This window comes from Scytonema hankhaensis NUACC26, from assembly GCF_045865695.1.
In the GTDB taxonomy this organism is placed as follows: domain Bacteria; phylum Cyanobacteriota; class Cyanobacteriia; order Cyanobacteriales; family Nostocaceae; genus Scytonema.
Genome location: NZ_BAACAP010000249.1, coordinates 17,226 through 41,544 on the forward strand (window position 1 = coordinate 17,226; position 24,319 = coordinate 41,544).

Consider the following 24,319-nt stretch of genomic DNA (forward strand, 5'->3'; position numbering starts at 1 on the left):
GCCGAACGAGATTCGCAATTCGCAAAGCGTGAAAACCTTTATAAAGACTTGTTATGCTTAGTCTTTACAGGTCGAAATTTTCGGGAACACCGAGTAGTCTTGCAACCAAAAGCGTATAAAATCAGAATATATGGAGTCAAATCTTTATGTCAGTTAAAGTGACACTACAAGAAGCCAATGAAAACTTAGAAAAGCTTTTCAGTCACATTGTAGAGACAGGAGAAGCTGTTGTTATTAGCCAACCAGATGGTAAAAATGCTGTTTTAATTTCTGAAGCAGAATTTAACAGCTTATTAAAAACTTTGTATTTACTTCGTTCACCTGCTAATTCAGCCAGTTTGCTGACTACACTAGAACGTACAAAAGCAGAAATAATCGAGCCTCAAAGTGTCAAGGAAATATACAATAAGTTTGGGTTGAATGAAGATAGTACAGATGATGTTGCTGTAGCTAGCTAGTGCCAATATTTAGTACAAAAATGCTTATTTACATAGAAACTAGTTGAGGTAAGAGTGTATGACGACAACCACAACAAACGAAAAAATTCGTTTGACAACTGCCGATCTAGAGTTATTTCCAGATGATGGCAACCGTTATGAAATTATTGACGGAGAATTATTTGTGACGAGAGTAGCTCACTGGAAACATCAAGAAGTCTGTGTAAAAATAGGTACGCAATTAGAAATCTGGTCAACTCAAAGTGGATTGGGAAGGGTTGCGTTTGCACCAGGTATCATTTTTACTGATGTTGATAACGTAATTCCTGATGTAGTTTGGGCAAGTCATCAACGATTAACAGAATTATTGGATGAAGCAGGACATTTGACAGGTGCGCCAGAATTGGTAATTGAAGTATTATCTTCAGGAGAAAAACAGGAAAAACGCGACCGAGAGTTAAAGTTAAAACTGTACTCAATTCAAGGAGTAAATGAATACTGGATTTTTGACCGCGAAAGGGAAAAGGTGGAAATTTATCGTAGAGAAAATGCAATTTTGAAACTAGCTGCTACTTTGTATAAAGATGATAATTTAACTAGTCCTCTTTTGCCAGGATTTAGTTATGCTGTTGAACGTTTATTTGTATGATAAGGGACTTACAAATAAAAAATATTCAACTTTCTCTTGTGGTGCGGGCGTCCCGCCCGCCACTAATATAGAACGGGCGAGGACGCCCGTTCCACAAGATGGATAATTTATTTCTTGGAAATACCTAGATTAAACAAAAATGCGGTGTTGTAAGCTAGGCATTTGACGGCGCACTTGTTCAATTCGCGAAGGCTTAATTTCGGCGATCGCGACTCCTGGTTTTTCCCCGGCATCTGCTAAAATAACTCCCCACGGATCTATAATCATGGCGTGTCCGTGGGTTTGACGGCGAGCATAGTTAAGCCCTGTTTGGGCTGGAGCAATGACATAGCAGGTGTTTTCAATAGCACGGGCTTGTAAAAGGACTTGCCAATGATCTTTGCCAGTAAAAGCTGTAAAGGCAGCAGGAACAAATAAAACATCTCCGTTTTTATAAGCTATATGTCGGTAAAGTTCGGGAAAGCGGACATCGTAACAAACGGAAAGCCCGATGTTCCCAAGTTCCTGTGAATAGTAAACGGGAGGTAGCTGCTCTCCTGCCATCACTGTACTGGATTCTCGATAAGTATTGCCATCAGGAACGTCAACATCAAATAAATGGACTTTGTGGTAGCGAGCTAGTTCTTGACCGTTGGCAGCAATGAGTAGAGCAGTGTTGTAAACTTTCTTGCCATCATCTACCGGAACGGGAAAGCCGCCACCTAAGAGAGTCACCTGATAGCGCTGCGCCATTGTTTTAAGAAATGTTTCCGAGCCACGAGCGATCGCATCAGCTTGAGCCAATTTTTCACTTTCCTCTCCCATAAAAGGAAAATTTTCTGGCAATCCGATTAATTCAGCACCTTGGCGCACGGCTAAATCGATTAATTCCTCAGCTTGCGCCAAGTTTTTTTCCAAGTTAGACACGCTGGTCATTTGAATAGCGGCGGCTAAATAAGACTTCATAGATTTAAAACAAAATAGTAGATGTGTGTGAGAAGGGATAAGGCTTTGTTTGACTTGAACAGTAGAATATCAAAATCTATCCTAATAGAGAAGCGCTTAGGTTTAGTTTAAGAGAAACTCGACAAAATTACTAAAATTTTATTTTTTACATATCTTAATATCATTTGTCTAAAAAGAGTAATTATTACGATATTTTCACCGAACTTAACAAATACTAGAGTAACCAAATTTTTATTTGCTTCGTGGCATATACGTAAAGCAGGCATTGCAAGCTATGTTAGGCTTTTATTTGGCAGAGTAACCACCTACAGTAATGACGGTTTTTTATAAAGGATTAGAATTATGTACAGTATTTCGATCCTATTGTTTGTCAAAAATATCGTTTATAAATAGATGTTTTTTATATAAAATGATTTATTTTAAGAAGAATCAGTGTGTTTTTTAGCTAAATTTAATGAAAACAGAAGATATTATAAACATGGCAATAAACCAACTTAGGAATTTGCCTGGTCATGAATTTGATTTATTAACTCTCTCAAAACCCATATCTTCTGATGCTGCTGTTAATCTAGCTAAAGCGATCTCAAAGCTGTCTCCTATTTTAGGAAATTTAATTGAATTTAACATCGTTGAATTTCTCAATGACTACGAAGAATTTAGTCATCTTGGACAATGGAAACGTCAAGATCCTGGTTTTCCAGATACCATATTTGAAGGACAAATAGAACCTATCCCAGGCTTTGAAATTAAAGCTTGGTTCCCTTTAGTAACTGAAATAACGGCTCGTTTTAAGGGTAGCCAAAATCATTTCCGATATAATAATACTTATGTTGTGCTGCTTCCTTGGTTACCAAGTCATTTGATATATGGGAAACCTTATATTTTAGATATTTGTATAGTATCAGCTCGTTCAGTAGCGGAAGCAAGAGACAAACATTACCATAAACCGCCTGACTACTTAGTTTTAGAGCCAGAAGACACTGATAATCGTACTAAAAATTTACAACAGACTACTACTAACGGGTATAAATGGCAAGGCAATGCCATTGAATTTGAAGAAGCAGAAAAAATAGTAGAAGCTTGGGGAGAAAATGCTAAAAAGTATCAACCCACGAGGGAATATCAAAAATTATTACGGCAACTTATTAATCGCTTTCCATATCGTCTAGATACTAACTTTGCCAAAATAGATAGAATAGTGCATCCTGATATAGAAATTTTTAAAAATCAAATTATGGTACGAGATATACACGGGCTTTCCATAAAACAATGGATAAAGTTAATCGGAAAAAAAGATTTAACGCAACTGAAGCTTCTTCTTAAGGAAAAATTAGCTATTCAAGAAAAGCGGGCAGATGATATTCTGCTTTAGCTCTTTGTACACCATAATAAAAGTAAGTCCAATCAATTTCTGCCGCAAACGCTTTACGTCTTAATTTTCTTGCAGCAATTGAAGCAGTAAATAAACCACCAAAAGGTTCCCATACAACATCATCAACATCGCTTGACGCTTCTATAATTTGGAGCGTCAAATCTAGAGGCTTTTGATTTAAGTGAACCGCTTTACTTGAATTAATAGTAATTCTTTCTTTACCCCGAAGTGCATTTCTTTCCCAGACGTTGGTAATACCATGAGGGCAATAAAATTTGGATCTCATCGCTTTCCATTCTTCTTTTGTCATAGGAGTTTTTTTATCTCTTGAAAAGTATGGGCGACCATCAGGATTTCCATACTGATTCGCATAATTTGACATTTTTTCAAACATTTCTGGAGGAGGAAAATACCATAAATGTCCCTGGTCAAAATACTTTCTTGTGGCTACATCTTTTACTCCACAAGCTTCATTAGCTTTCTTCAGTGGTAGCCCAGTTCGTTTCCATTCAGATAGAAGCCACTCTTTGAGAGGTATTTCATTGATTCGAGCTTTAAGTACATATTGAACACAAACTTCTGTAACTACTGGGAAGCGACGTATTTTTTGAGTATTAACATTACCAGCAATATGCCCTTTACCTTTATTCCAAATATTGCAGTTAACGTAATGCCATCCATACTTTTCTAGTATTGGGTGAACAGATGCCCAACCTATTTCAGAATTCCAAAACCAAAGTGTTGTTTGAGGAACAGAATATTTTGTCCACTGTTCTATATGTGGTTCATACCATTGTGGCAGATTAAAATGATCGGAAGTATCACCCTCAAAACCTAAAATACCATACCCGCCATCAGAAACTATTACCGTGGGAGTTTCCCAAGTTGTGTAGTAGTCTAAGCTATCTCCAAAGTGCAACGAAAGGTAAGAGTCTTGCCAAAGAGTAAATGTTGGCTCTGTATTTAGAGATATCGATTTAGGTCTACCAACTGTACTTGGTGCTTTTAAGATATGAAATTTATTATTGAGTGTTTGGTTTGCCTTGATTATTTGGCTCATTGGTGTATTCCCAAATTAAGGGGATATACTTTACTATCATATAAAATAACTAACTTCATACATTTTGTCAAACATTTTGTATTATGTCAGACAATTTATCCATTTTTCCAGCTCAATGTAGAGCTGCTAGAGCACTACTAGGATGGTCACAAGAAGAATTGTCAAAAAAGGCAAATGTTGCACGAGCGACAGTAGCAGATTTTGAACGTGAAGCTCGTGTACCAGTAACAAATAATATGCTAGCTATTAAAGAAGCCCTTGAAAGGGGAGGCGTTGAATTTATTTATAAAAATGGTAGTGGAATCGGGGTTCAGCTTCGTGTTTTTTAATGAAATTTGCCAATATTACTCATTTAAAAAATCAAATTTAAGAGAAACTCGACAAGATTACTAAAATTTTAGTGTTTACATATCTTAATATCGTTTCTCTAATGAAGAGTAATTATTACGGTATTTTTACTGAATTCAACAAAAAAATAGAGTAACAAAATTTTATTTAATCCATGATATATACGTAGAAGGAGCATTGTCTACAATATAAAGCTTTTGATTGTCAGAGAAATTATCTACAGTAATTAAAGTTTTTTATAAAAATAAGATGATAGAGATGACTTTGATTGACGAACGCTCATATTTTAAATAATCTTGTATTGGAAATTTAGCTAATCTGAAGTTTTAAATGAGTTTTTTGAGCATTGAAATAAAAATAATAGGTTTATTGAGTTTTTTATTACTATCTTTTACAGGTTGTCACAACAAAAAAACTTATCAAAATCAAAACATTCAACTTTCCAAACGAATGTGTCCTGGATTGATTGCTTTTGTAAGCCAAGGTAATAGAAGTACTGGAGATAGAGCAATTTATACAATGAATAAAGATGGCTCGAATCAAAAAAACTTAACTTCCAATACAGTTTTTAGCAATCATCCTGTTTGGTCGCCTAATGGTAAATATATTGCATTTCAATCCCTCGCTAATATTACTTATTTTAAAAACCAAATTTATGTTATGAATACAGATGGTTCTCATCTTAAAAATTTAAGCAAGAGTGAAACAAGTGATTCATTACCGCTTTGGTCACCCAATGGTCAGTATATTGCTTTTACGAGAAGTTTTGCTTCAGACAATCAGTCTAATGATATTACTCAAAATAATATAAGGTGTTCTAAATTAAGAGTCAAAGATAATATTTATGTGATGAATTCTGATGGTTCAAATCAAAAGAATTTAGCTAAAATGAGAGACGAACAAATGCTGAGCGTTCCTATTGGATGGTCACAAGATAGCAAACGTGTTTTCTTTCACGCTTTCAAATTATGTGATACACAAACAGTTGCTTATCTGTCTGCTGTTGATGTAGACACATTAAATGAAACTGTTATTACCGAACTGCCACAATATGGCAGGTATACAGCAAAAATTTCTTTATCTCCAAATGGTCAAAAAATAGCTTTTCATGATTTCCTAATATATATATAACTGGCTTGTTTGGAATATTCTCTATTACCCAATTAACTCCTTTTTCTCTTAAATGAATGTCTCCTGCAAGGACAACAGACAACAACATCAGCATCAGTATCGGGAATGTGAAAAGGTTGAAATTCGATATGTAAATCACTAAGTATTTGAATTTTCATTAACAGTTTTTTTTAACAATCTATCATACTCTAAGAAAGAGTGTATAGGGTAAATCGTTCGTCTTCCTCATCGTGAATAAGTAATTGAACGTTTTGTGGTTCTTTCCATGGCTGTAATTTCACAACTTCAATAAATTCGTCAATCTTGAGAAAATTGAATGCACCGCCATACACACAAGCTTGCATTGCTTTTCCACCACTACTTACGTGTTCATTTAGATTGTCTAGAGTTCCTTTGCGATGCTTTTGAAGCCAAGCGTTGATATTGTTTAGTGGAAACACTTCTTCTAGTGGTTCATCTTGGTCATCATAAAGTTCACCTAAATTAAACACTAAAAGTACATCAGTAACCCAACTCATAAGCTAGTGATTTCTATTACTTTCTCTCTTATTTGACTTGTAAAGCTTACTTATCAATAGTCTCTTAAATGAGCGATTTTTACTATAGTAACTAATGAAAATTCATCCTCTATTTGATAAACAATGCGGTAATCATCTAGGCTAATTTTGTATAAAAAGTCAGCATTGTCGAGATTTTTTGCTTCACTTAAATGCGGGTTCACTGCTAATTCTTGTAACTTCATTGCTGTTCGTCGTTGAGTTTCAGAATCTAGTTTTTTGATTTGCTCTAAAGCTGTGGATGTCAATTTGACTTCGTAACTCACAAGCCTAACTCCCTTTTCAATTCTTCAAGAGGGGTTGTACCAATAGCGTCTGCTACTTCTAAGGCTGCACGAGCATCCTCTACATCAACTTTGTCACGTTTTGATTCAATAATCTGACTCAATTGCTCTATTGAGGTAATTTCAACACCCGGTAATTCTTGTAATTTATCCATCAATGCTTGAAATGCCTCTTCGTCATCCCGATGCTCTAGCACGTAAGCTCTTAACTCTTCTCTGCTCATTGTATAAAAATTTAGCTTTGTCATAGCACTCTCACTTTACCGTTTGGTCGAATTAGAAACTCTAGTTCTTTACCTGCTAGTATATAAACTTCCTCAGAGCGCTTATCTAACCTTACTAACTGAATTTGTAAATACATATTAGTTAGAGCACTACATATTCTATAACATTCTCGTAACTGCTCTAAGGTTGGTTGCATTATTAAGCTTCCTGATAGATAATTTCTTGGAACTGAATCACGTCTTTATGCGGATCGGAATGGGCGGCTTTGACTAAGATTTCTTCGCCTAATTTCACGGAACGCTTGAAGAACATTGGTAACTGCAAACCTAATTCTTCTAACAAAATCAGTGCTAAACCACTGTCTTCTCTCAGCCACATTAAAACCACTGTTTCCCAAACTCGATCTGTGTTGCGGCGCAGATATTCTAAAGCCCAGTATCTATTTGTTTGCCGCTCAACCATTGTCACTTCTTGAGTGATGGTAGATACAGATAGCATCACTTCTTTAAGTTGTTCTGCTGAGAACGGTGGCACATCACCTCGCAGATGTGCTTTTAGTTGAAAGTGGGTGAGCAAGTCGCTGTAACGGCGAATGGGAGAAGTCGCCTGAGTGTATGTATCTAAACCCAAACCCGCATGACGTACAGGGGTTATGCTCATTTCGCTCTTGGGCATACAGCGTCGCATGGCACAAGCTCGTACAAATCCGGCGGGGAGTTGTACGAGTTCTTGCTCTGGTGGTAATTCTGGTTGTGGTTGACCGCGAAAGGGTAAGGGTATGTTATGTTTTTGACCGTACTTAGCGGCTACTTCTCCGGCAAGAATCATCATTTCAGCGACTAACTGCCGAGATTGGGAATCTTCTAAGATATCAATGCTGATATCTTCTCCCTTTCCCTTAACTTTAATCATTGCCTCTGGCATATTGATGCTGATAGCTCCTTGGGCATACCGCCAAGCTTTGCGCCGATTTGCCCACTGAGCGATCGCAGCAATTTCTGGTTCTGCCTCTACGCCTAAATGTAGCACTTCATCTACATCTTCATAAGTGAGGCGATAAGTTGGTTTAATCAGACTTGGATGAATGCTGTATTCTTCTACAGCGCCTGCTTCATCTAAAATAATCCCAAAACTCAAGGCGCAACAAATTTTCCCCTGCACCAAACTCATAGGTCCTGTTGCCAGGACTTCTGGGAACATGGGTATCATCCCTGTCGGTAAATATACGGTACTGCCTCGCTTCCTAGCTTCTAAATCGAGATCGTCTTCTGGCGACAACCAACGTGTGGGGTCAGCAATATGTACCCACAGTCTTTCCCTACCATCGGGGAGTGATTCCCAACTCACACCATCATCAATCTCAGTCGTACTTTCATCATCAATTGTATACACCTTAAGATGCGTGAGTTCCAGACGATTATCTCGATCTGGTAGATGTGAGTCTAATCGCTGTTGCGCCACTTCTATTACCTTGGTAGGGAATTGTATGGGTATCGACGAACGCCGTAGAAATAAGTTCTCATGCTCATTCCACCAACCCAAGTCTACTAGGAGTTGAAAAGCTCCTTGAGGGGTTGCAGGGCGTCCCAGTAAGTTCATTGTTTCTTGGACTGGTTGGGGTGGTGGATAAGCGCGAGCCAGAGTGTCATAACTTAAACCCACACGTACAATATCTGCTAGGAGTGAGGCATACTTTTCTAGAGCTTCTAGCCTGTGGCGATCGTGACGTTGCCACTCCACCAATTCTCCTTTGAGTGCCTCCTCTACTCGCGTCAGAAATTCTTGCTGCCCCTTGGCTTTGAGCGCTTCTACTTCGAGTTGGTGCTTGCGCTCTGCCACGGCTGCGGATGTTCGCGGCTCGTAAGCATCCCCTTTTTGCTTGAAGTATATCTTATCATCTGACAACAAGTAATAAGCAGCGTAACAATGATACGCTTCTGAAGAGGAAAATAGTAAATTAGCCATTTCTGCTGGAGTTGCGGTTTCCCCTGTTTCCACAAGGAGTTCCCATGCAACTTCCAAGCTCGATGGATCTAAATAGGGCTTAACTTCCTCCAAAAATTCGGGAATTTGCGATGGCTTGTAGGTTTGTCCGCTTACTGTATAGGTAATTTGCCGAGGTGCGAGACTGTGGGATTGACCGCGTTCATCCACTACAAACCAACGAGCTTTTCCGTCTGGACGGTCTACTACACCCAAACGGCGATCGCTACCTACTCTAAATTCAACCAGCGTCCCCTTCTCCACAAGCCTCGCAATATTTTAGATTTTAGATTTTGGAGCCACTGCGTTGGACTGGTTCCCCGGCTTGAAGCAAGTGGCGTGATTTTAGATTAGATACCTACTGGTATCAGATCCGATTCTAAATTTTGAATTGAATACCTATGGTATCAAATTCCATTTTAGATTTTGGATTTTGGATTGAACACCTATGGTATCAAATTCCATTTTAGATTTTGGATTTTGGATTGAACACCTATGGTATCAAATTCCAAATGAACATTAGTATTTTTGGCTTTAATTTTACATTTTTTCGCCAAGACTTCAGATTTCGAGCTAACCGAACCGAGCTTTCCGGTCATACTATCTGAAAATAGGGACTAGGGACTGGGGACTTGAGACTGGGAATACAATTCCCAATCATTACACTGGTCACTGGTCACTGGTCACTGATTAGCCTTCCGCGTTAATAAACGGTAACAGAGCCAAAATCCGGGAGCGTTTTATCGCTAGTGTTAACTCTCTTTGTTGCTGTGCTGTCAGCCCTGTAATCCGACGTGGAAGTATCTTTCCTTGTGAACAGTGTGTTTGTTACAGTGGGTACAGAACTTTTTCAGTTCTAGCCTGTTGGTTGTATTGCGACGGTTTTTCGTACTGGTATAACGAGAAACACCAGGAGAGCGTTTTTCTGGATTTGTACGACACTCAGTACATTCTAGTGTCACTACTATGCGGACACCTTTACTCTTAGCCATAAGCTTATCAAAAAATACAGCTGGTTGAGAATTAACACAAATATCTATTGTCTCATATTCCGTTGCACTTTATCAAGTATTTGCTTAACTTTTAGATCGAGGGAATAGCCACGACGTGACGAAATCACCATAGTCTTGGCAAAGCGATCGTGCAAAGTTTGGCGAAACTGGGGATCGGAGAAAGCCGCACCGCAATCGATAGCCAAGGGAATCAACAGAAGTATAGCAGTAGGATTGCGAATGATGTTACTGAGGGTAATAGAAACCAATAGCGCACTCAAACACAATATCCCTTCTCGCCGCAAAAATGTTTGTAAATCGGGAATCCGAGCGCTTTCCACATCTAGCACCTTAATATCAAAGGCATAGCGCCCCAAACTTTGCCCTTGATTGTTGTAGGGTACGATAACACGTAAAATTGCCCAACCAACAATAAAGACAAGTATTTGAACAATTTGAATGCCGAGTTGAGAACCACCCAACAAAGAACTAACTACCCAGACAATGAGGAAATCAACTCCGCTTGCCATTGCTCGTCGTCCAAACTCAACTTTGGGAAAGTGCTTGGGGGGAACTCGCTCAATAGACATACATTATAGGTGTGTGAATTTAAAGTGAAAATTTTTTCATCGCAACTGCCTCATCTTTATCTTAATAGACACCTATAGACAACAGTCCACAACGCTCTTGATGAAAATGTTTCTTTCCCAGTCCCCAGTTCCCAATCGCCAATCCCCATTGCCCCTCAACAAGGAGGGGGCCCCGAGTTCCCCAATCCCCATTTTCAAGCCAATTTTTGAGAGTTCCAAGGAGCGTCGGTCAATTCTAAAGACAGAGTGTTGTTAGGATTTAATGGTAACGTGACTGTAAACGTTGTTCCAACGCCTACTTCGCTCTCTAACCGAATCTGACCTTGATGTAAATCCACACATTTTTTCACAATCGAAAGCCCCAATCCCGTTCCTTGAATTCGACCAACATTACTAGCGCGATGGAAAGTTTCAAATAATCGTTGTTGGTCTTTTAATGGAATTCCAATTCCTGAATCTTGGATGCGGAAATTAGCATTATTCTCTTGGTAAGCTAATTCAAATTGAATAGCACCACCTTGAGGAGAATATTTTATAGCATTAGACAGTAGGTTCGTCAGGATATGACGCAGTAGACTTTCGTCCATTTCTACTGAAGGTTGTTCTCCTTGAATGCTAAAGTTAATTTGGTAATTTTCTCCTGCACTCTGTTGTAAAGTTTGTACGAGTTCGTTACAGAAGGTCTCTAAATCTAGAGTAGTAGGCTCGTATTCTAATTTTCCGGCATCACTTCTACCAAGTAACAAAACTTCATCTAAGAGTTGCAACATTTGGCGAAGAGCACTTTGAATTTGCCCAAAGTATTTCCCTTTTTGCCGCTCGCTTAATTCATTATTATAGGTTTCTAGAATTTCAACTGCAGTCCGAATAACGGTCATAGGATTGCGAAATTCATGAGAAACCATCGACACAAATTTAGATTTCAGGTCGTTGAGTTCCCGTTCTGTTTCCCAAGCGTTCCTAATTTCTGCTTCAGCACGTTTGCGATCGCTAATATCGCGACCTTCGACAATCAACAATACCACTTTCTCCGTATTATCTTTCAACGGTTTGAGGGAGAAATCCATCCATACTTCCGTATCGTCCTTACCACAAACTTGCTGTTCTTGACGAACAAACTCTCCATCAGCAGCTTTAGCAACAGCAGTTTTTAACCATTCCCTTGCTTCGCAGCAATTCCAACGCGGGAGTTCCCAAAAAGGCTTACCTACGCAAGCTTCTAATTCAACACCACAGATGTCGAGAGTTGTTTTGTTAATTTCTAAGATAATACCTTCAGGAGACAATAATCCCATTAACTGAAATGTTTGTTCAAAAATACCTCGAAAGCGACGCTCGCTTTCCTCCATTTTTTTGAGAACTTGTCCTCGCTCAATAGCATAGCGGATGGCACGCCCTAAAAGTTGGGGAGTAATTTGTCCCTTTACAAGATAATCCTGTGCTCTTTTTGCCACAGATTGTAAGGCGATTTCTTCATTATCAAAACCAGTCAGTACTACAATCGGGATATCTGGGGCGGCTGCATGAAATTCAGCAACAGTATTCACACCTTCAGAATCGGGTAGCGAGAGGTCTAACAAAGCGATGTCAAAACCTTTGTTGCTACAAGCATCAATCGCATCACCCAATCGCTCAAAGTGGCTGACTCGCCATCTTTCTCCACCCAAACGCGATAGAGTTTGCTGTAACAGTTTGGCGTCGCTAGGGCTATCTTCTACTAAAAGAATCCTAATTGAAGTATCGTTCATAAGAATAAGCTTATTTAGGTGGTAATTTAACTGCTGCTAGCCAAAAGTCATTAATCAAATGCACGATTTGTAGGAACTGGTGAATATCAACAGGTTTAGTGATGTAGCAATTAGCATTTAGATCGTAAGACCTAAGTACATCTTGTTCATCTGCACTTGTTGTAAGAACCACAACAGGGATACGTTTGAGATCGGGATCGGCTTTAATTTCCGCAAGAACTTCCCGCCCATCTAATCCTGGAAGATTTAGGTCGAGTAAAATCAAATCTGGACGTGTAGCTGTGGTATACTCGCCTTGATGTCGTAAATACTCAATTGCCGTCTCGCCGTCCTCTACCCAGTGTAAATTATTGGCGATATTAGCTTTACCTAAACTTTTGATAGTGAGATTAGCATCACTATACGAGTCCTCAACGAGCAAAATCTCAACGGGTTGCAAGTTCTGACGATCGCTCATAAGTACTTAATTATCTATCCGTATTTTCGTTCTTAGGATGCATCTGATGGAGGAATTGTAAAGTAAAACTTTGTTCCCACTCCTATCTCAGATTCTACCCAAATCTGCCCTCCGTGATGTTCTACTATTTTTTTACAAATAGCTAAACCAATGCCAGTACCGGGAAACTTTTTATGGGTATGGAGTCGTTTGAAAATTTCAAAAATCCGCTCCAAATACCTTTGTTTTATCCCAATCCCATTATCACTTACACAAAATAACCATTCATGATTTTTTGTAAATTCTGCTGTTACGCGAACTCTTGGTATTTCCGACGCTCGAAATTTAATCGCATTGTCAATTAAATTTTGAAATAATTGTAGGAATAAAGTTTTATCGGCACTCACAGTTGGTAAATTTTCATAAATCACAATCGCTTTACTTTCAGTTATAGAAGGTTGTAGGCGATCGACAACCTGCTGCACTATAGCATTGCAGTCAGTGGGAACGAAGGATCTGGTAACAGAACCAACCCGGTAATAAATCAGCAAATCGCGAACCAAATGCTGCATCCTTGTCGAGCCTTCCACAATATAACCCATATATTCTCGAATAGACGAGTCAAGATGCTCTGGATATTCTTGTGTTAAAAGTTGGGTGTAACCAGTAATTGCACGTAAAGGTTCTTGCAGATCGTGTGCAGCGACAAAGGCAAATCTCTCTAGTTCCTGATTGGAACGTTTCAGATGCTCCATCGTTTGTTCTAATTTTTTTTCGGTTTCTTTCCGTTCGGCGATTTCCGCAGTCAGTGCTTGTGTCCGTTCTTGAACCCGAAGTTCTAACTCTTCTTTAGCGTTTTTCAGGGCTTCCTCAGCCAACTTGCGATCGGTAATATTGTTGTTAATTTCAAGAATCGCGATGGGTTGATGATTTTCATCTCTTTGTAACGTCCACCGACTCGCAACTATAATTTTCTTGCCATCTCGTATGGTATGTATTAATTCGCCCTCCCAATACCCCTTTTGACAAAACTCAGTTCTGATTTCTTCTAATTGATTGGGGAAAACTGTGTTTAAAAATGTATGGATGTGCTTTCCCAAGACTTCTGGTTTCGTCCACCCGTACAGTCGTTCTGCTCCTTGATTCCAATAAATTATCTGATCGCTAAGGTCGCGGACTACGATGGTATCATTGGCAAAATCCACCATTTGAGCTAGTTTTCGCAATTCTAGTTCTGCTAGTTTGCGTTCCTCTAATACGGTGTCCCGTTCAGAAATTTGCCTTTTGATTAGAAAATATATCCCAAGTAGAAGACTCAAACCTAATAAACATTCAATAAGAATCTCAGAGGATTTACTGACTCCACTAAATAACTGTAATACTAGGGTAAATCCTCCTGTAAAAATTCTTTCAGACGCTCCTTCCATCTTGAATCACCATGTATAAAAAAAACTTATAATCCTCCGAATGTTGACTGATTTACCTTGGTAGTGCCTCAACAAGTCATGTTTTCTTCTCATTAAAATTTGGAGGCATGAAGCCCCATCACTTTAGTACGGGGTGCTGACATAAAATCAAACGGTACAGAGTCCGAGGTGATGCCATGCTTTCAGTTAGCGATGCAGAAGCTACTATTCTACAGTTGGTGCAACCCTTAGATAGCTTTATAAATACGGAAGTTATAGATTTATTCGCAGCAAATGGTCGCATTCTGGCGTCTCCAGTCACGAGTCAACTAGATTTTCCTCATTGGGATAACTCGGCAATGGATGGATACGCTGTGAGATACGAAGATGTGCGGAACTGTAACGCAGAAAAACCAGTGGTATTAGAGATTATCGAAGAAATTCCTGCCGGAGTTCAGCCTAAGTCTATCGTTCAATCGGGGAAAGCTGCACGGATTTTGACGGGGGCTGTTATGCCTGTTGGGGCAGATACAGTTGTGATGCAGGAACGAACTCGCCGCGAGGAAAACCAAGTTTTTATTTTTGCAACCCCAAAACCGAAAGAATTTGTGAGGCAGCAAGCATCTTACTATAAAGCTGGGTCGCAATTACTACCAACAGGAATTGTGTTAAACGCTCAAGAAATTGCAGTGTTAGCGGCTGTTCAATGCACGAAATTAAAAGTTTTCCGCCGTCCTCGTGTAGCAATTTTATCTACGGGTGATGAACTTGTGACACCCGAAACACCATTGCAAGCAGGTCAAATTGTAGATTCAAATCAATATGCCATAGCAGCCTTGGTTCAACAGATGGGTGCTGAACCAATTATGTTAGGCATTGTCAGAGATGAGCCAACAGCCCTTGAGAAAGCGATCGCCCACGCTCTGACTCAAGCCGATATCATTATCTCATCTGGAGGTGTTTCCGTAGGAGACTACGACTATGTGGAACAAATATTAGAGTCTTTAGGGGGAAAAATACACATTCGTTCTGTAGCCATGAAACCCGGTAAACCCCTCACAGTCGCCATTTTCCCCCCCTCTTCTCCTTCCCAATCACGCCAGTCCGCTCAAGGGGGGGAACCCCCGCACGCGGCTGGCTCCCCAATCCCTAATCCCCATTGCCCCTTATCCCCAGAGGGGGCCCCGAGTTCCCCAATATACTTTGGCTTACCGGGAAATCCCGCCGCCGTCTTAGTGACATTTTGGCGATTTGTACAACCCGCCATTAAAAAGCTTTCTGGAATAGCTGAAGGTTGGGAACCAAAGTTTATCAAGGCGCGTGCATCTCAAGAATTACGTTCCGATGGCAAACGTGAAACTTACATTTGGGGTCAAATGCGTTTGAGTGATGGAATTTATCACTTTTATCCAGCAAGCGGCGTTCAAAATTCTGGAAATCTGATTAATTTAGCTCAAACAAATAGTCTAGCTGTATTGCCAGTGAGGCAAACACTCGTTGCTAGAGGTGAAGAGGTTCAAGTTTTGATTCAGTAATCAGCACGTAGGGTGGGCATTGCCCACCACACAACAAATGCAAATTGATGGGATTATTTCAGCAAAAAGATAAGGGTTGTCTATGATAATTAGTTTAAATCATCTTGGGGTGGATGCCAACCAGCTGAAACCCATACTTGCCTAACAGTTAATGCATAAGTATTGTTAAGTTGTAGGTTCAAAAGCTGCTGCTACCGTACTAATGGATGGAATTCCAAATTGTATGGTATCAGCTAAGATACTAGCTATATCCCGGTTGGCAAGTCGTGCGAAATGTTCGGCTCGTTTGTAAACTTCATCTGGCAAAGTAATAGTTATTTGATTAGTCATATTTTTTAATAGTTTTACTTCTAAATTTTTACAATTCTATCATAACTTATAACAAATCACATTTATTTGCTTAATGACAAATCACTTTGTATCAATTTTGTAAAAAATGATGAGTCGTGATGTTGTTCGTGCGATCGCTACTGTAGCTACTCCATTAACTTATGTTTTTGAGCGCTACCAAAAGTAAAGAAAACCAAAGAAAGAGAAGCAGAAATTTCCTCCCACTCATGATAATGCTCGAATAAGAGTGCCTGAAGTCGGTTTTCCTAAAACAGCTTGAACTAAATTGTCTGGAATATTTCCGTCAATAATCCAGCAATCGATCCCCAGACTCGAAATAGCTAAAAACTCCTCTACTTTCTTTTTCATTCCACCAGTGACATCTACTGAATGGCTTAAACCTAAAGCTGCTTCGACTTCAGAATAGTTACTTTTGGTAATAAGAGAAATGACTTCTCCATTGCGATCGCGGACTCCTGGATAGTCTCCAGCATTTATTAAAACAATTTTGTATTGATTTTGCAGGAAAAAATATTTAGCTAATTCTGCTAACAAAGTATCTGTAGAGAGGATAGTACCGCCGATAGCCTTATCCAGAACAACATCACCAAAAACTAAAGAAATCAAATCAGCGGCTAGACTATTTTCTATAGAAACAAAGTTGCTTTCTAGTAGTTTTTTATTCTTAGTGACTGCCATTGTGAGAGGAGGTAAGCTAACCACTGGTAAACCTGCTTGCAATAAAATCTTAGCTAGTAGCAGATTGAGGTCTAAAACATCTTGGTGTACCAAGCAAAATCCTACTTTTTCATAAGGAGAGACAAAACCATCAATAGTGTTGTACTTCTTAGCCGATTGATGACCAAAAGAACCGGCTCCATTGCCAATAATTAATTTGAGATTAGGATTTTGATTCCGTATAGAATTTATTTCTCTAGCCAATCGTTGCATCACTTCGGGTCGAGCAGTGTAAGGTTTATCCTTATCTGTAATGAGAGACCCTCCTAGCTTTATTAATGCTAGCTCCATAATGAAATTTTGGTAAAAGCGGAATACTCAGCTTGATAGAGACTACCACAAAAACTGTACAAATCCTTCTCTGTAAACTTGCGCTTAGGGATTTCCAAGCAATAAATTACCCAATCTTGTGGTATGTGGTACGGGCGTCCCCGCCCGTCCTATACTAGTAGCAGGCTAGAAGCCCGCACCATAAGAGAAAGTTGAATATTTTTTTATTTAGAAGTTCCTTAGTATTCCTTCAGCGAATATTTATGGAAAATGTATGAAAAGTTATCAATAATGAACTCGACAAAAATCTCTAGTTCATAGATATGCTAGAGTAAAATTACCGTGAGTTAAAAAAAGCACGATGTCTTTGCTTCCCGTCAAGGATGTTCAAAATAATTTACAAAAGCTAATCGACCAAGTTTCAGAGCAGGGTAAACCCGTTATTATTCAGGGTGAGCGTGGTAATGCAATTCTGCTTGCCGAAAAAGACTGGTCTGCTATTCAGGAAACTCTTTACTTATTATCTGTTCCTGGAATGCGAGAATCTATAAAAGAAGGATTAGCAACTCCTATAGAAGAATGTGATGTAGTTTAGTGATGATGGTATCACCCAATGGCATCCTGCATTTTTACAGTTAGGGCGAACTTTGGAAGAGTGCGCTGCTAAGTACCGAGGCTTTTGCCAAAAATACCGACCACAAGCGAAGCCAGAGAAAAGAAACTTTTGGAGTAGCCGTTTGTTAGCAGGAGTGAGTTTAAAAAAAGGAAAACAAAGAAATCACCCGGACAGATGAGTTTGCCGTGGGATAACCAGAAGGTAACAGAGAGTACTGAAGTACATGAGGTAGCAGAAAAATTTGTGCGGGCAAATTAGAAAAGCTAATTATATCGTGGGAAGTAGGGTTGAAATAAATATTTACAAAATTCTGAAACGCTTAAATGTTACACTTTACAAGTCTTGATGCGAGAAACCGATGCTCGCTCCGACATCGGGGGAGGTGTCCCACAGGGGCTGAGGTATCAAAAATGATTTGATCGATCCACTTTCCGTTTACTTTCCATCCCACGCGATCGCAATACTTACTATAGATTAACATCGAATACTTTCCGTCTGGCATTCCACCAACATCAAGATAAATTCGCTTCTGAATGCTGAATCCAAAGTGTCCATTGCTGTATTTTACCCATAATTGGTTTATAGTGCAAAGATCTGTGCAGGGAAAGTTTAAAATTTCTCTTTCTCTAATCCAATCGCCTTCTTGACGACCTATAGCTTGAAGCATCACCAAATAAGTCTCTTGGTTAGCTTCTTCCCACTTTCCTGCTACCAACAGGTTTTGCAATTTTGTATAGTCTAACCCTTTTTCAGATTTCAGGTCATCTTCCTCTGTTGTAATAGCTTTTGTAGGGGGTAAGGTTGGTTGAGGTGTGGATGAAATTGGTTGTTGCGATGGTATCAAGCGTTCGTGTATTGGTGTAACGTCTTCATCTTGAAGTTTCAGAATCTGCTGTAATCGTTTCAAAAATCGCCTACCGCTAACATTACTAAGAACATTTTCCTCTTGTAATGCCTTTACCAAAACTTCTTCATATTTTCCTAAACTTTTTTGATACTTACGAAATGGTTGAAGAACTTCTTCTTCTATACCTTTAGCCTCTTCAGGTTTTATTCCTAATTCGTTTTGCTTCTCATTTAGAACCGCATAAGCAAGATACCTGAAGCAATTCTTTTGTACCAAGAAGCCACCATTCTTGACACATTGCTCGACCTCCTTGCGGTATTCTAATCTTGGGTCACCTAAAGGAGCTTTGGCTAAGTGGATGGTATATCCTTCCCGAACTGCAAAGATTTCCGGCTTCATTGCAGGTTGTGCTTCTTGTACCTTACGCTTGGCATACTCATGCAGTTCAGCGACTGAAATCATGCCATCGTTATCAGCATCAGCCGCGCCCTTTTCAATTCCCTCGATTAGATAACGGGTATAAAATCCTCCTTCGCGATCTTCGTAAGACTGTCGATGAGGTTAACACAACTCTACCTTCACCACCTAATTGAGCTTGAATCTTATCGTCGATAATTGGAATTGCTTGTTTTGCTTCCATACGCTCTACAAATGCGCCGCTAAAGCAACAGTCAAGAATCAACACTTGTCGCTTTGATGGGCTGAGGTTCATACACTGCTCTTGAATAAACCGAGCAGACACAGCTTTGCTGGTATATATTTGGTTTTGAGAAGTAGCGTGGGTGTTGCGGCTGACAAAATAGAGATACCCGTTTTTATCCAGAAAGCCAAAACTGGGTATGCGAGCGCTTTGGCACAAGCCGGTTAGAAGATTATTTGTTTAATTCTCTGAAAGCTATGGGTATCATTGATACAAATGAACAACCTTTAGGTGAAACTAAAGTCGGAAATAGAAAAAGTAAGGAGATTAAATAATGAAAACAGAACACGAAAGACAAGAAATAATCAAAGCTATCAACGTACTGCTAAATCAAGCTTATGACTGTACCTTAGATGAAATACTCGCACTCTTACAAAACATTGAAGATGAAGAGGATGAAGAGGATTTAAAATCTGTTAAAGAAGCCAGAGAAGAGATACGCTTACACGGTACATTCTCTTGGGAAGAAATTAAAAAAGAAATTGCTGAAGAGAGAAAACAAGACGTGGCTTAATTGATGACTTACACAGTTGAATTCTCTCCTAGTGCAAGAAAGATGTTTAAGAAATTACCTCAAGACTTGCAAGACCGCATACAACCAAAAATAGATGCTTTAGCCACAGAACCTCGCCCTAGTGGGGTGAAAAAGTTGAAAGGCGAAGAAAATACCTACCGAATTAAAATTGGAAGTTATCGAGTAGTTTATGAAATAGAAGACGATGTATTGTTAGTTACTGTTATCAAAGTGGCTGGTCGGGGAGAGGTCTATAAAAATAAAAGTTGATAAATAAAATCAAGCAAATAAAAACTAAAAGTATGTCCATTTAGGCTCCAACATACACCAATATTTCTACTTCTTTTTTTCTCAGCCCTAATTCTTAAGCAATTTTCAAGGCTTGCTGGTATTTCGCGATCGCCTCGTGATATCCTTCCCTAGTTCACTTTTTCTCTAACTGCTGTGCTTCTGTAACCAGTTATACTCTCTGTTGGTATAAACGGTAAAAACGAGAGATTTTTTTTGTTGCATATTTGTATTTTTTATAATACCTTGTTAGTAATCTTTTAGTGGGAAGGGAGTAAGATTTAGGTTCCACCCAAGACTTAAAGTGTCTTGAAAGCTGCTTCGACTTTAGAATAGTTACTTTTGGTGATAAGACAAATGACCTGACTTTTCACGGGATGTGGAAAAGTCAAAGTGGTTCGCGAGGATTAGTGGCGAACCACTAGCCGATTTTTGGAATGCTTCTACCCATCGATAAGATTCTTTCGACTTAAAATCCTGTTTTCTTTTAGCTTTATGCTCTTTTTTTAATCGCTTTTTTTTCTGATCTGGTGTTTCCCCATCTGGTGGAGAGATTTTCTTATCTCGATGCCATAATTTCTCTCATAAAAGCTCCTAGTGGTTGACCAAAATCAGATTCTACAGCTAAACAACTGTGCAAAATTAATCCATTTCCACCGTTCCCTGTCGGACCATAATCATCTCGTTTTTCGACTATTTTTTTGTAGTCCAGAAAGGTTGTGTCACCCACCGCTAAAACTATTGGTATGCCGTTGATTTCTTGTGCAGTTAATTGAAAAGAAGGTTGTGTCAATTTAGCAAATGTTGTTTTAGGATTAGAGAAAAATTCGTAACCGCGCCGCAAGGTACTTGCGCTGGCAAATACTTGTGATAGCGGTAGTCCATAATTTACCTGCAAGGCATCCGCAATTAAAGCTGCTCTCACGTTGAGGCGTTTGTCACAAAAATTATAGTCATTATACGGATTTGTTTCTAAAAGTTTCATCATTGCTAATCAAAATTCAACTAAGGATTAATCAGAGAGCGGTTCGCCACTAATTCTCGCGAACCACCTTTCCTTTTCCACATCCCGTGAAAAGTCAGATCCATATATGGATTCAAAGGATTCTATTAGTGGGATAGGTTCATAATTCTTCATATGAGCAGATGCCAAAACAAAGGTAAGATTTGTCATCATTTAGTATTTTTTCGGTAGTTTATGCAGAGAATCTTTGGCACAGCTTGTGCCTTATTAGCACTGACGATTCCAACTTTGATGATTTCCCGTCAAGCTGTGGCTGATGAATTGAAGGAAAACGGTTGCCAATCAGTTGTAGGCACATACCTAGCAACAGCTAACTCAGCTAACTCAATTAGCGATCCTGCCACAACTTATAGTGAACTGATCGCTTTTAACAAAGATGGCAACCTGATTGCTACTGACTCAAATGCAGGCGGCGATCCGGATACGACCAGTGTGAATAACCAACCTTTTGGTTCAGCACACGGTAGCTGGAAGTGTATAGGAAAGGAGATTGTTGCCAAAGTGTTTAATTTCAATTATCAAACACGCGAGGGATTAGCTTCTAGCATCAGTATCACGACATATAAGTTAATTTTCCATCCAAAAACTCAGACAATAACCGGGACTGCCTCATATGACAATTACGATATAAATAGCACTCCTCAAAATCCTGTCCTGCTACCAAATACAGGCGGTCCATTCGTGTCTAACTATTCAGGCAGTAGAATTACACCTGAGTAAACCTTTACTATGTAAGGGCTGCTAAGCTGAGATGCACTTAATTGTTAAAGCTGAAAACCTCACAGTAAGGCTTTCAAGCTCCAAAAAGTACAACTTAGATGCGCCACAGCTTAGAGCGCCGATCGAGTACAAGTAGTTGACATAAAGTGCAGAATATGGGTGTTATGTTAATCGAACATTTATGCACTCAGTTTTAATGCGTTCGCGTAGCGTCTCCGAAGGAGAATCGCTAAAAACTAGACCTAAAAATTTAGCCAGAAATAGGTTTCTCTTGCTGCTTTTCGCGCTTGAGCTTGCCGTTGTTTCTTTTGCTCTGGTGTTTCATCTTTGGGTGGCTTCTGTTTTGGCTCCCGATTCCATAGCTTCTGCCACAACATACCTATCGGTTGACCCTGTTGCGGATCTATAGCTAAAGCACTATGCAGTATTAAACCATTACCGCCATTGTCAATGGGACCATAACCAACTCGTTTTATGATAATATTACCATAATTAAGAAAAGTGGTATTTTCAACACACAGTACCAAATGGCGCTCCGCAACGATTTCAGTTGTTATTTGGCAGTGTGGCTCTATTAGTTTGGCAAATTCTACTTTAGGATTGGCAAAAATTCATCAGATCTCTTAAGTACATTTGCACTAATGAAGATTTCTGACAGCGCCTTGCCAAATCCTTGGCTTAAAGCTCTGCCAATTGACATCAGACATGATACTCAAGAAAGTTCCTGTAGAAGTTGTTAGTGGAGGCTCGGCTGCTGAATGCTTACGTGATATTATTCAAGCCTACACTGAATACAAAATAGTTGCGGAAGAAGAGCAAACTAAACGGCGTGGTATAGAAGCCTGTGAAAAAACAACTATTACTCAGATTAATGCTCGGCGAGATGCTTTGGTAAAGTATCTTGAACACTCATTTGATGAACGTGCTAAAAACTTTAGCTTTTTCTTTGAAAAAGTCGAGCGAGCGCTAGCTGAAGGAGATAATAATCAATTAGCTTTAGCCCTACATTCAATAACAGAAATTACAAAATCTAGCCCATTTAAAGACCTTGCCGATTTGACATCAGTAAGAGCCGCACTTGACGATCCAGACCATGAATGGGAATGTTAAAAAACGTTATTTGGAATAGAAAATTTAAAGATAACTAGACATATGGATGAAATTATTAGAAAGGTTGCTGCTTTGGGATTACCGGGCGTATTGCTAGCAATTACAATAGCTACTACAGGTTTTGCTGGTGGTGCGGCTCTGACAACAGCACTGGCTGCCCTTGGTGGACCCGTTGGAATGATTGGTGGTATTGCAGTTCTTGGAGTTGCAGGCTTAGTTGCTGATGCTGTAGCTAAAGTCGGTATTGAGAATTTTCTTGTAGGAGTTTACTGCCAACGACGAATAAATGAGTCACATAGCAACCTTTTAGCTGAAATTCGTAATCTACCTGTGTCACAAGACTTAAAAAATAAGCTAGAACTGGTTGTTCGGGATGGCAGAGGTTGTTAACAAGATTTTTTCCCTGTTTACCTTTCCAAGATTCTCGATAAGAGATCCCTTTTCCTAAAGTAAGTAGACCGATAATTCCCCTTCTACCAGTAGGGAGAAGGGGCTCGGGGTAAGTAAGGTTTCTACACTTTTGGTATGCTCCCATATTTATGTGTATAGACTGAAAGATCAAAATAGATGTGATGCTGCTCACACAGAAGAATAGCATTTTTCTGCGATCGCGAAGCGCAAGCCGTACCCGGCTTATCGCACTTATCCAAGAGTCAAAACTCCTGCTGAAAAATCTGCTACAAGTCGCTTGAGTTGCAACCAATTTACACCTAAGAGAATATCAGGAAGGTCATCTCCACCCAAAACTGGAATTGTATACTCCTGTCCATCTAACAGTATGGTTCCCTGATATAGATTAAATCGTGCTTCTCCTCGTGCTGTCCGCATCTGTTCTTTCTGAGACTCAAGTAACCAACCAAGACTGTCAGCATCTTGATTGTCAATTGCTAACCAACCTGTAAAACCTGTATCTAAAATTGCGTTGACTGGAACTATATCACTATCAGTAGCAATTAATCCGATTTCAAAAATTAACTCTCCTTTACTATTAAACTCGCCCGAAATCATATTGTGCCGCAGGCTCCAGTCTCATTTATTCGCATCATGAGCCTCATTTTAGAACCAAATTGCTCGCGGGCTTTTTGTCTTGCAACTGTTTCATCTGGAGCGATGATATAGTCGCCATTTTCTGGCTCTATGATAATAAACCAATCATAATGGTCTTTTATTAACTCTGGTTGAACTCTATCAAAAACTAGACGACACTGCTTAGCAAATACTTCATCTTCTACTTTTCGTCTTGCTATTTCTTCAGGAGATAATCGACGTTCTGGAAATACCCTTCCGCGAAGTGGGGTGCGGTTACTAGAGAGTTGATTCATACTGTGTCTATCTTTTCATTAAAAAAACATAACTATAGACTAGCATATTCTTGCGATAAGCCGGGTACGGCTTGCGCTTCGCGATTGCACTTATCCAAGTGAAGATTTCAAAAATTAACTCTTCTTTACTATTAAACTCTCA

General features: G+C 39.4%; 33 protein-coding genes and 1 pseudogene. 12 read left to right on the forward strand and 22 right to left on the reverse strand.

Going from position 1 to position 24,319, the window contains the following annotated elements; genetic code table 11:
- The first annotated feature begins 146 nt into the window (after positions 1–146).
- Positions 147–458, forward strand: coding sequence for a type II toxin-antitoxin system Phd/YefM family antitoxin (locus ACKTT2_RS46060; RefSeq protein WP_407899370.1), 312 nt, complete (start codon positions 147–149; stop codon positions 456–458).
- 58 nt (positions 459–516) lie between these two features.
- Entirely contained in the window at positions 517–1,086 is a 570-nt protein-coding gene (locus ACKTT2_RS46065) for a Uma2 family endonuclease (protein ID WP_407899372.1), read from the forward strand.
- 129 nt (positions 1,087–1,215) lie between these two features.
- Here the strand turns inward: ACKTT2_RS46065 and ACKTT2_RS46070 are convergent, their stop codons facing one another.
- Positions 1,216–2,031: a carbon-nitrogen hydrolase family protein gene (locus tag ACKTT2_RS46070; protein WP_407899374.1), complete on the reverse strand. Its 816-nt coding sequence runs from the start codon at positions 2,029–2,031 to the stop codon at positions 1,216–1,218.
- Positions 2,032–2,485: 454 nt separating this feature from the next.
- On the opposite strand from ACKTT2_RS46070, the gene ACKTT2_RS46075 reads away from it, so the two are divergent.
- On the forward strand, positions 2,486–3,403 hold the full coding sequence (locus ACKTT2_RS46075; RefSeq protein WP_407899376.1) for a hypothetical protein: 918 nt from the start codon (positions 2,486–2,488) through the stop codon (positions 3,401–3,403).
- Here the strand turns inward: ACKTT2_RS46075 and ACKTT2_RS46080 are convergent.
- The gene (locus ACKTT2_RS46080) at positions 3,366–4,463 is read right to left on the reverse strand and encodes a DNA methyltransferase (protein WP_407899378.1); all 1,098 of its coding nucleotides are present in this window, start codon (positions 4,461–4,463) and stop codon (positions 3,366–3,368) included. The genes ACKTT2_RS46075 and ACKTT2_RS46080 overlap by 38 nt on opposite strands.
- A gap of 83 nt (positions 4,464–4,546) precedes the next feature.
- Here ACKTT2_RS46080 and ACKTT2_RS46085 point away from each other — a divergent pair, with 83 nt between their 5' ends.
- On the forward strand, positions 4,547–4,792 hold the full coding sequence (locus ACKTT2_RS46085; protein WP_407899381.1) for a helix-turn-helix domain-containing protein: 246 nt from the start codon (positions 4,547–4,549) through the stop codon (positions 4,790–4,792).
- Between the two features lie 349 nt (positions 4,793–5,141).
- Entirely contained in the window at positions 5,142–5,942 is an 801-nt protein-coding gene (locus ACKTT2_RS46090; RefSeq protein ID WP_407899383.1) for a TolB family protein, read from the forward strand.
- Positions 5,943–6,130: 188 nt separating this feature from the next.
- On the opposite strand, the gene ACKTT2_RS46095 is transcribed toward ACKTT2_RS46090, so the two are convergent.
- From ACKTT2_RS46095 to ACKTT2_RS46145, 11 genes and pseudogenes are all read right to left on the reverse strand, one after another.
- On the reverse strand, positions 6,131–6,460 hold the full coding sequence (locus ACKTT2_RS46095; RefSeq protein WP_407899385.1) for a hypothetical protein: 330 nt from the start codon (positions 6,458–6,460) through the stop codon (positions 6,131–6,133).
- Positions 6,461–6,513: 53 nt separating this feature from the next.
- Positions 6,514–6,765 carry a type II toxin-antitoxin system RelE family toxin gene (locus tag ACKTT2_RS46100; RefSeq protein WP_407899387.1) on the reverse strand — a complete coding sequence of 84 codons (252 nt, stop codon included), beginning with the start codon at positions 6,763–6,765 and terminating at the stop codon, positions 6,514–6,516.
- Positions 6,762–7,031 carry a DUF6887 family protein gene (locus tag ACKTT2_RS46105; RefSeq protein ID WP_407899389.1) on the reverse strand — a complete coding sequence of 90 codons (270 nt, stop codon included), beginning with the start codon at positions 7,029–7,031 and terminating at the stop codon, positions 6,762–6,764. Before ACKTT2_RS46105 ends, ACKTT2_RS46100 begins: the two co-directional genes overlap by 4 nt.
- Positions 7,028–7,204 (reverse strand): DUF6888 family protein, encoded by a 177-nt coding sequence (locus ACKTT2_RS46110; protein WP_407899391.1) that lies wholly within the window; start codon positions 7,202–7,204, stop codon positions 7,028–7,030. The genes ACKTT2_RS46105 and ACKTT2_RS46110 overlap by 4 nt, the downstream gene beginning before the upstream one ends.
- Positions 7,205–7,206: 2 nt before the next feature.
- Positions 7,207–9,255, reverse strand: coding sequence for a ribonuclease catalytic domain-containing protein (locus ACKTT2_RS46115; RefSeq protein ID WP_407899394.1), 2,049 nt, complete (start codon positions 9,253–9,255; stop codon positions 7,207–7,209).
- Positions 9,256–9,681: 426 nt separating this feature from the next.
- Positions 9,682–9,804 (reverse strand): annotated as a pseudogene (gene rpsR, locus ACKTT2_RS46120) (30S ribosomal protein S18); the annotation flags it as partial.
- Positions 9,768–9,983: a 50S ribosomal protein L33 gene (gene rpmG, locus ACKTT2_RS46125; protein ID WP_407899396.1), complete on the reverse strand. Its 216-nt coding sequence runs from the start codon at positions 9,981–9,983 to the stop codon at positions 9,768–9,770. The pseudogene rpsR and the gene rpmG, both read right to left, overlap by 37 nt.
- 44 nt (positions 9,984–10,027) lie before the next feature.
- Positions 10,028–10,573: an RDD family protein gene (locus ACKTT2_RS46130; protein ID WP_407899398.1), complete on the reverse strand. Its 546-nt coding sequence runs from the start codon at positions 10,571–10,573 to the stop codon at positions 10,028–10,030.
- Between the two features lie 194 nt (positions 10,574–10,767).
- Positions 10,768–12,321 (reverse strand): sensor histidine kinase, encoded by a 1,554-nt coding sequence (locus ACKTT2_RS46135; RefSeq protein ID WP_407899400.1) that lies wholly within the window; start codon positions 12,319–12,321, stop codon positions 10,768–10,770.
- Positions 12,322–12,331: 10 nt separating this feature from the next.
- Positions 12,332–12,778 carry a response regulator gene (locus ACKTT2_RS46140; protein WP_407899403.1) on the reverse strand — a complete coding sequence of 149 codons (447 nt, stop codon included), beginning with the start codon at positions 12,776–12,778 and terminating at the stop codon, positions 12,332–12,334.
- Between the two features lie 32 nt (positions 12,779–12,810).
- Positions 12,811–14,184, reverse strand: coding sequence for a sensor histidine kinase (locus ACKTT2_RS46145; protein ID WP_407899405.1), 1,374 nt, complete (start codon positions 14,182–14,184; stop codon positions 12,811–12,813).
- Between the two features lie 176 nt (positions 14,185–14,360).
- Between ACKTT2_RS46145 and ACKTT2_RS46150 the strand changes: the two genes are divergently transcribed.
- Entirely contained in the window at positions 14,361–15,698 is a 1,338-nt protein-coding gene (locus tag ACKTT2_RS46150) for a molybdopterin molybdotransferase MoeA (RefSeq protein WP_407899407.1), read from the forward strand.
- A 165-nt stretch (positions 15,699–15,863) separates the two neighbouring features.
- On the opposite strand, the gene ACKTT2_RS46155 is transcribed toward ACKTT2_RS46150, so the two are convergent.
- Positions 15,864–16,028: a hypothetical protein gene (locus ACKTT2_RS46155; RefSeq protein WP_407899409.1), complete on the reverse strand. Its 165-nt coding sequence runs from the start codon at positions 16,026–16,028 to the stop codon at positions 15,864–15,866.
- A 225-nt stretch (positions 16,029–16,253) separates the two neighbouring features.
- Entirely contained in the window at positions 16,254–17,057 is an 804-nt protein-coding gene (locus tag ACKTT2_RS46160) for an isopentenyl phosphate kinase (protein ID WP_407899411.1), read from the reverse strand.
- A 340-nt stretch (positions 17,058–17,397) separates the two neighbouring features.
- Here ACKTT2_RS46160 and ACKTT2_RS46165 point away from each other — a divergent pair, with 340 nt between their 5' ends.
- Complete coding sequence (locus ACKTT2_RS46165; protein WP_407899413.1) at positions 17,398–17,631, forward strand: type II toxin-antitoxin system Phd/YefM family antitoxin; 234 nt, start codon at positions 17,398–17,400, stop codon at positions 17,629–17,631.
- Positions 17,632–17,971: 340 nt separating this feature from the next.
- On the opposite strand, the gene ACKTT2_RS46170 is transcribed toward ACKTT2_RS46165, so the two are convergent.
- Together ACKTT2_RS46170 and ACKTT2_RS46175 are read right to left on the reverse strand one after the other, a co-directional pair.
- Positions 17,972–18,961, reverse strand: a complete 990-nt coding sequence (locus tag ACKTT2_RS46170; RefSeq protein ID WP_407899415.1) for a GUN4 domain-containing protein — start codon at positions 18,959–18,961, stop codon at positions 17,972–17,974.
- Positions 18,962–18,992: 31 nt separating this feature from the next.
- The gene (locus tag ACKTT2_RS46175; protein WP_407899417.1) at positions 18,993–19,358 is read right to left on the reverse strand and encodes a hypothetical protein; all 366 of its coding nucleotides are present in this window, start codon (positions 19,356–19,358) and stop codon (positions 18,993–18,995) included.
- A 115-nt stretch (positions 19,359–19,473) separates the two neighbouring features.
- Between ACKTT2_RS46175 and ACKTT2_RS46180 the strand changes: the two genes are divergently transcribed.
- Complete coding sequence (locus ACKTT2_RS46180) at positions 19,474–19,713, forward strand: hypothetical protein (protein ID WP_017749546.1); 240 nt, start codon at positions 19,474–19,476, stop codon at positions 19,711–19,713.
- 3 nt (positions 19,714–19,716) lie between these two features.
- Positions 19,717–19,983 (forward strand): type II toxin-antitoxin system RelE family toxin, encoded by a 267-nt coding sequence (locus ACKTT2_RS46185; protein WP_407899420.1) that lies wholly within the window; start codon positions 19,717–19,719, stop codon positions 19,981–19,983.
- Positions 19,984–20,560: 577 nt separating this feature from the next.
- Here the strand turns inward: ACKTT2_RS46185 and ACKTT2_RS46190 are convergent.
- Positions 20,561–20,989 carry an IS4/Tn5 family transposase DNA-binding protein gene (locus tag ACKTT2_RS46190; protein WP_407899422.1) on the reverse strand — a complete coding sequence of 143 codons (429 nt, stop codon included), beginning with the start codon at positions 20,987–20,989 and terminating at the stop codon, positions 20,561–20,563.
- Between the two features lie 210 nt (positions 20,990–21,199).
- On the opposite strand from ACKTT2_RS46190, the gene ACKTT2_RS46195 reads away from it, so the two are divergent.
- Positions 21,200–21,745 (forward strand): hypothetical protein, encoded by a 546-nt coding sequence (locus tag ACKTT2_RS46195; protein WP_407899424.1) that lies wholly within the window; start codon positions 21,200–21,202, stop codon positions 21,743–21,745.
- Between the two features lie 242 nt (positions 21,746–21,987).
- On the opposite strand, the gene ACKTT2_RS46200 is transcribed toward ACKTT2_RS46195, so the two are convergent.
- Together ACKTT2_RS46200 and ACKTT2_RS52465 are read right to left on the reverse strand one after the other, a co-directional pair.
- The gene (locus ACKTT2_RS46200; RefSeq protein WP_407899426.1) at positions 21,988–22,272 is read right to left on the reverse strand and encodes a hypothetical protein; all 285 of its coding nucleotides are present in this window, start codon (positions 22,270–22,272) and stop codon (positions 21,988–21,990) included.
- A gap of 62 nt (positions 22,273–22,334) precedes the next feature.
- Positions 22,335–22,445 (reverse strand): IS4/Tn5 family transposase DNA-binding protein, encoded by a 111-nt coding sequence (locus tag ACKTT2_RS52465; protein WP_500691433.1) that lies wholly within the window; start codon positions 22,443–22,445, stop codon positions 22,335–22,337.
- Between the two features lie 5 nt (positions 22,446–22,450).
- Here ACKTT2_RS52465 and ACKTT2_RS46205 point away from each other — a divergent pair, with 5 nt between their 5' ends.
- Together ACKTT2_RS46205 and ACKTT2_RS46210 are read left to right on the forward strand one after the other, a co-directional pair.
- Positions 22,451–22,855 (forward strand): hypothetical protein, encoded by a 405-nt coding sequence (locus tag ACKTT2_RS46205; RefSeq protein ID WP_407899428.1) that lies wholly within the window; start codon positions 22,451–22,453, stop codon positions 22,853–22,855.
- Between the two features lie 42 nt (positions 22,856–22,897).
- Positions 22,898–23,245: a hypothetical protein gene (locus tag ACKTT2_RS46210; protein ID WP_407899430.1), complete on the forward strand. Its 348-nt coding sequence runs from the start codon at positions 22,898–22,900 to the stop codon at positions 23,243–23,245.
- Positions 23,246–23,497: 252 nt separating this feature from the next.
- Here the strand turns inward: ACKTT2_RS46210 and ACKTT2_RS46215 are convergent, their stop codons facing one another.
- Positions 23,498–23,863, reverse strand: a complete 366-nt coding sequence (locus ACKTT2_RS46215; RefSeq protein ID WP_407899432.1) for an aspartyl protease family protein — start codon at positions 23,861–23,863, stop codon at positions 23,498–23,500.
- Positions 23,860–24,177 (reverse strand): hypothetical protein, encoded by a 318-nt coding sequence (locus ACKTT2_RS46220; RefSeq protein WP_407899434.1) that lies wholly within the window; start codon positions 24,175–24,177, stop codon positions 23,860–23,862. Before ACKTT2_RS46220 ends, ACKTT2_RS46215 begins: the two co-directional genes overlap by 4 nt.
- Positions 24,178–24,319: the final 142 nt, after the last annotated feature.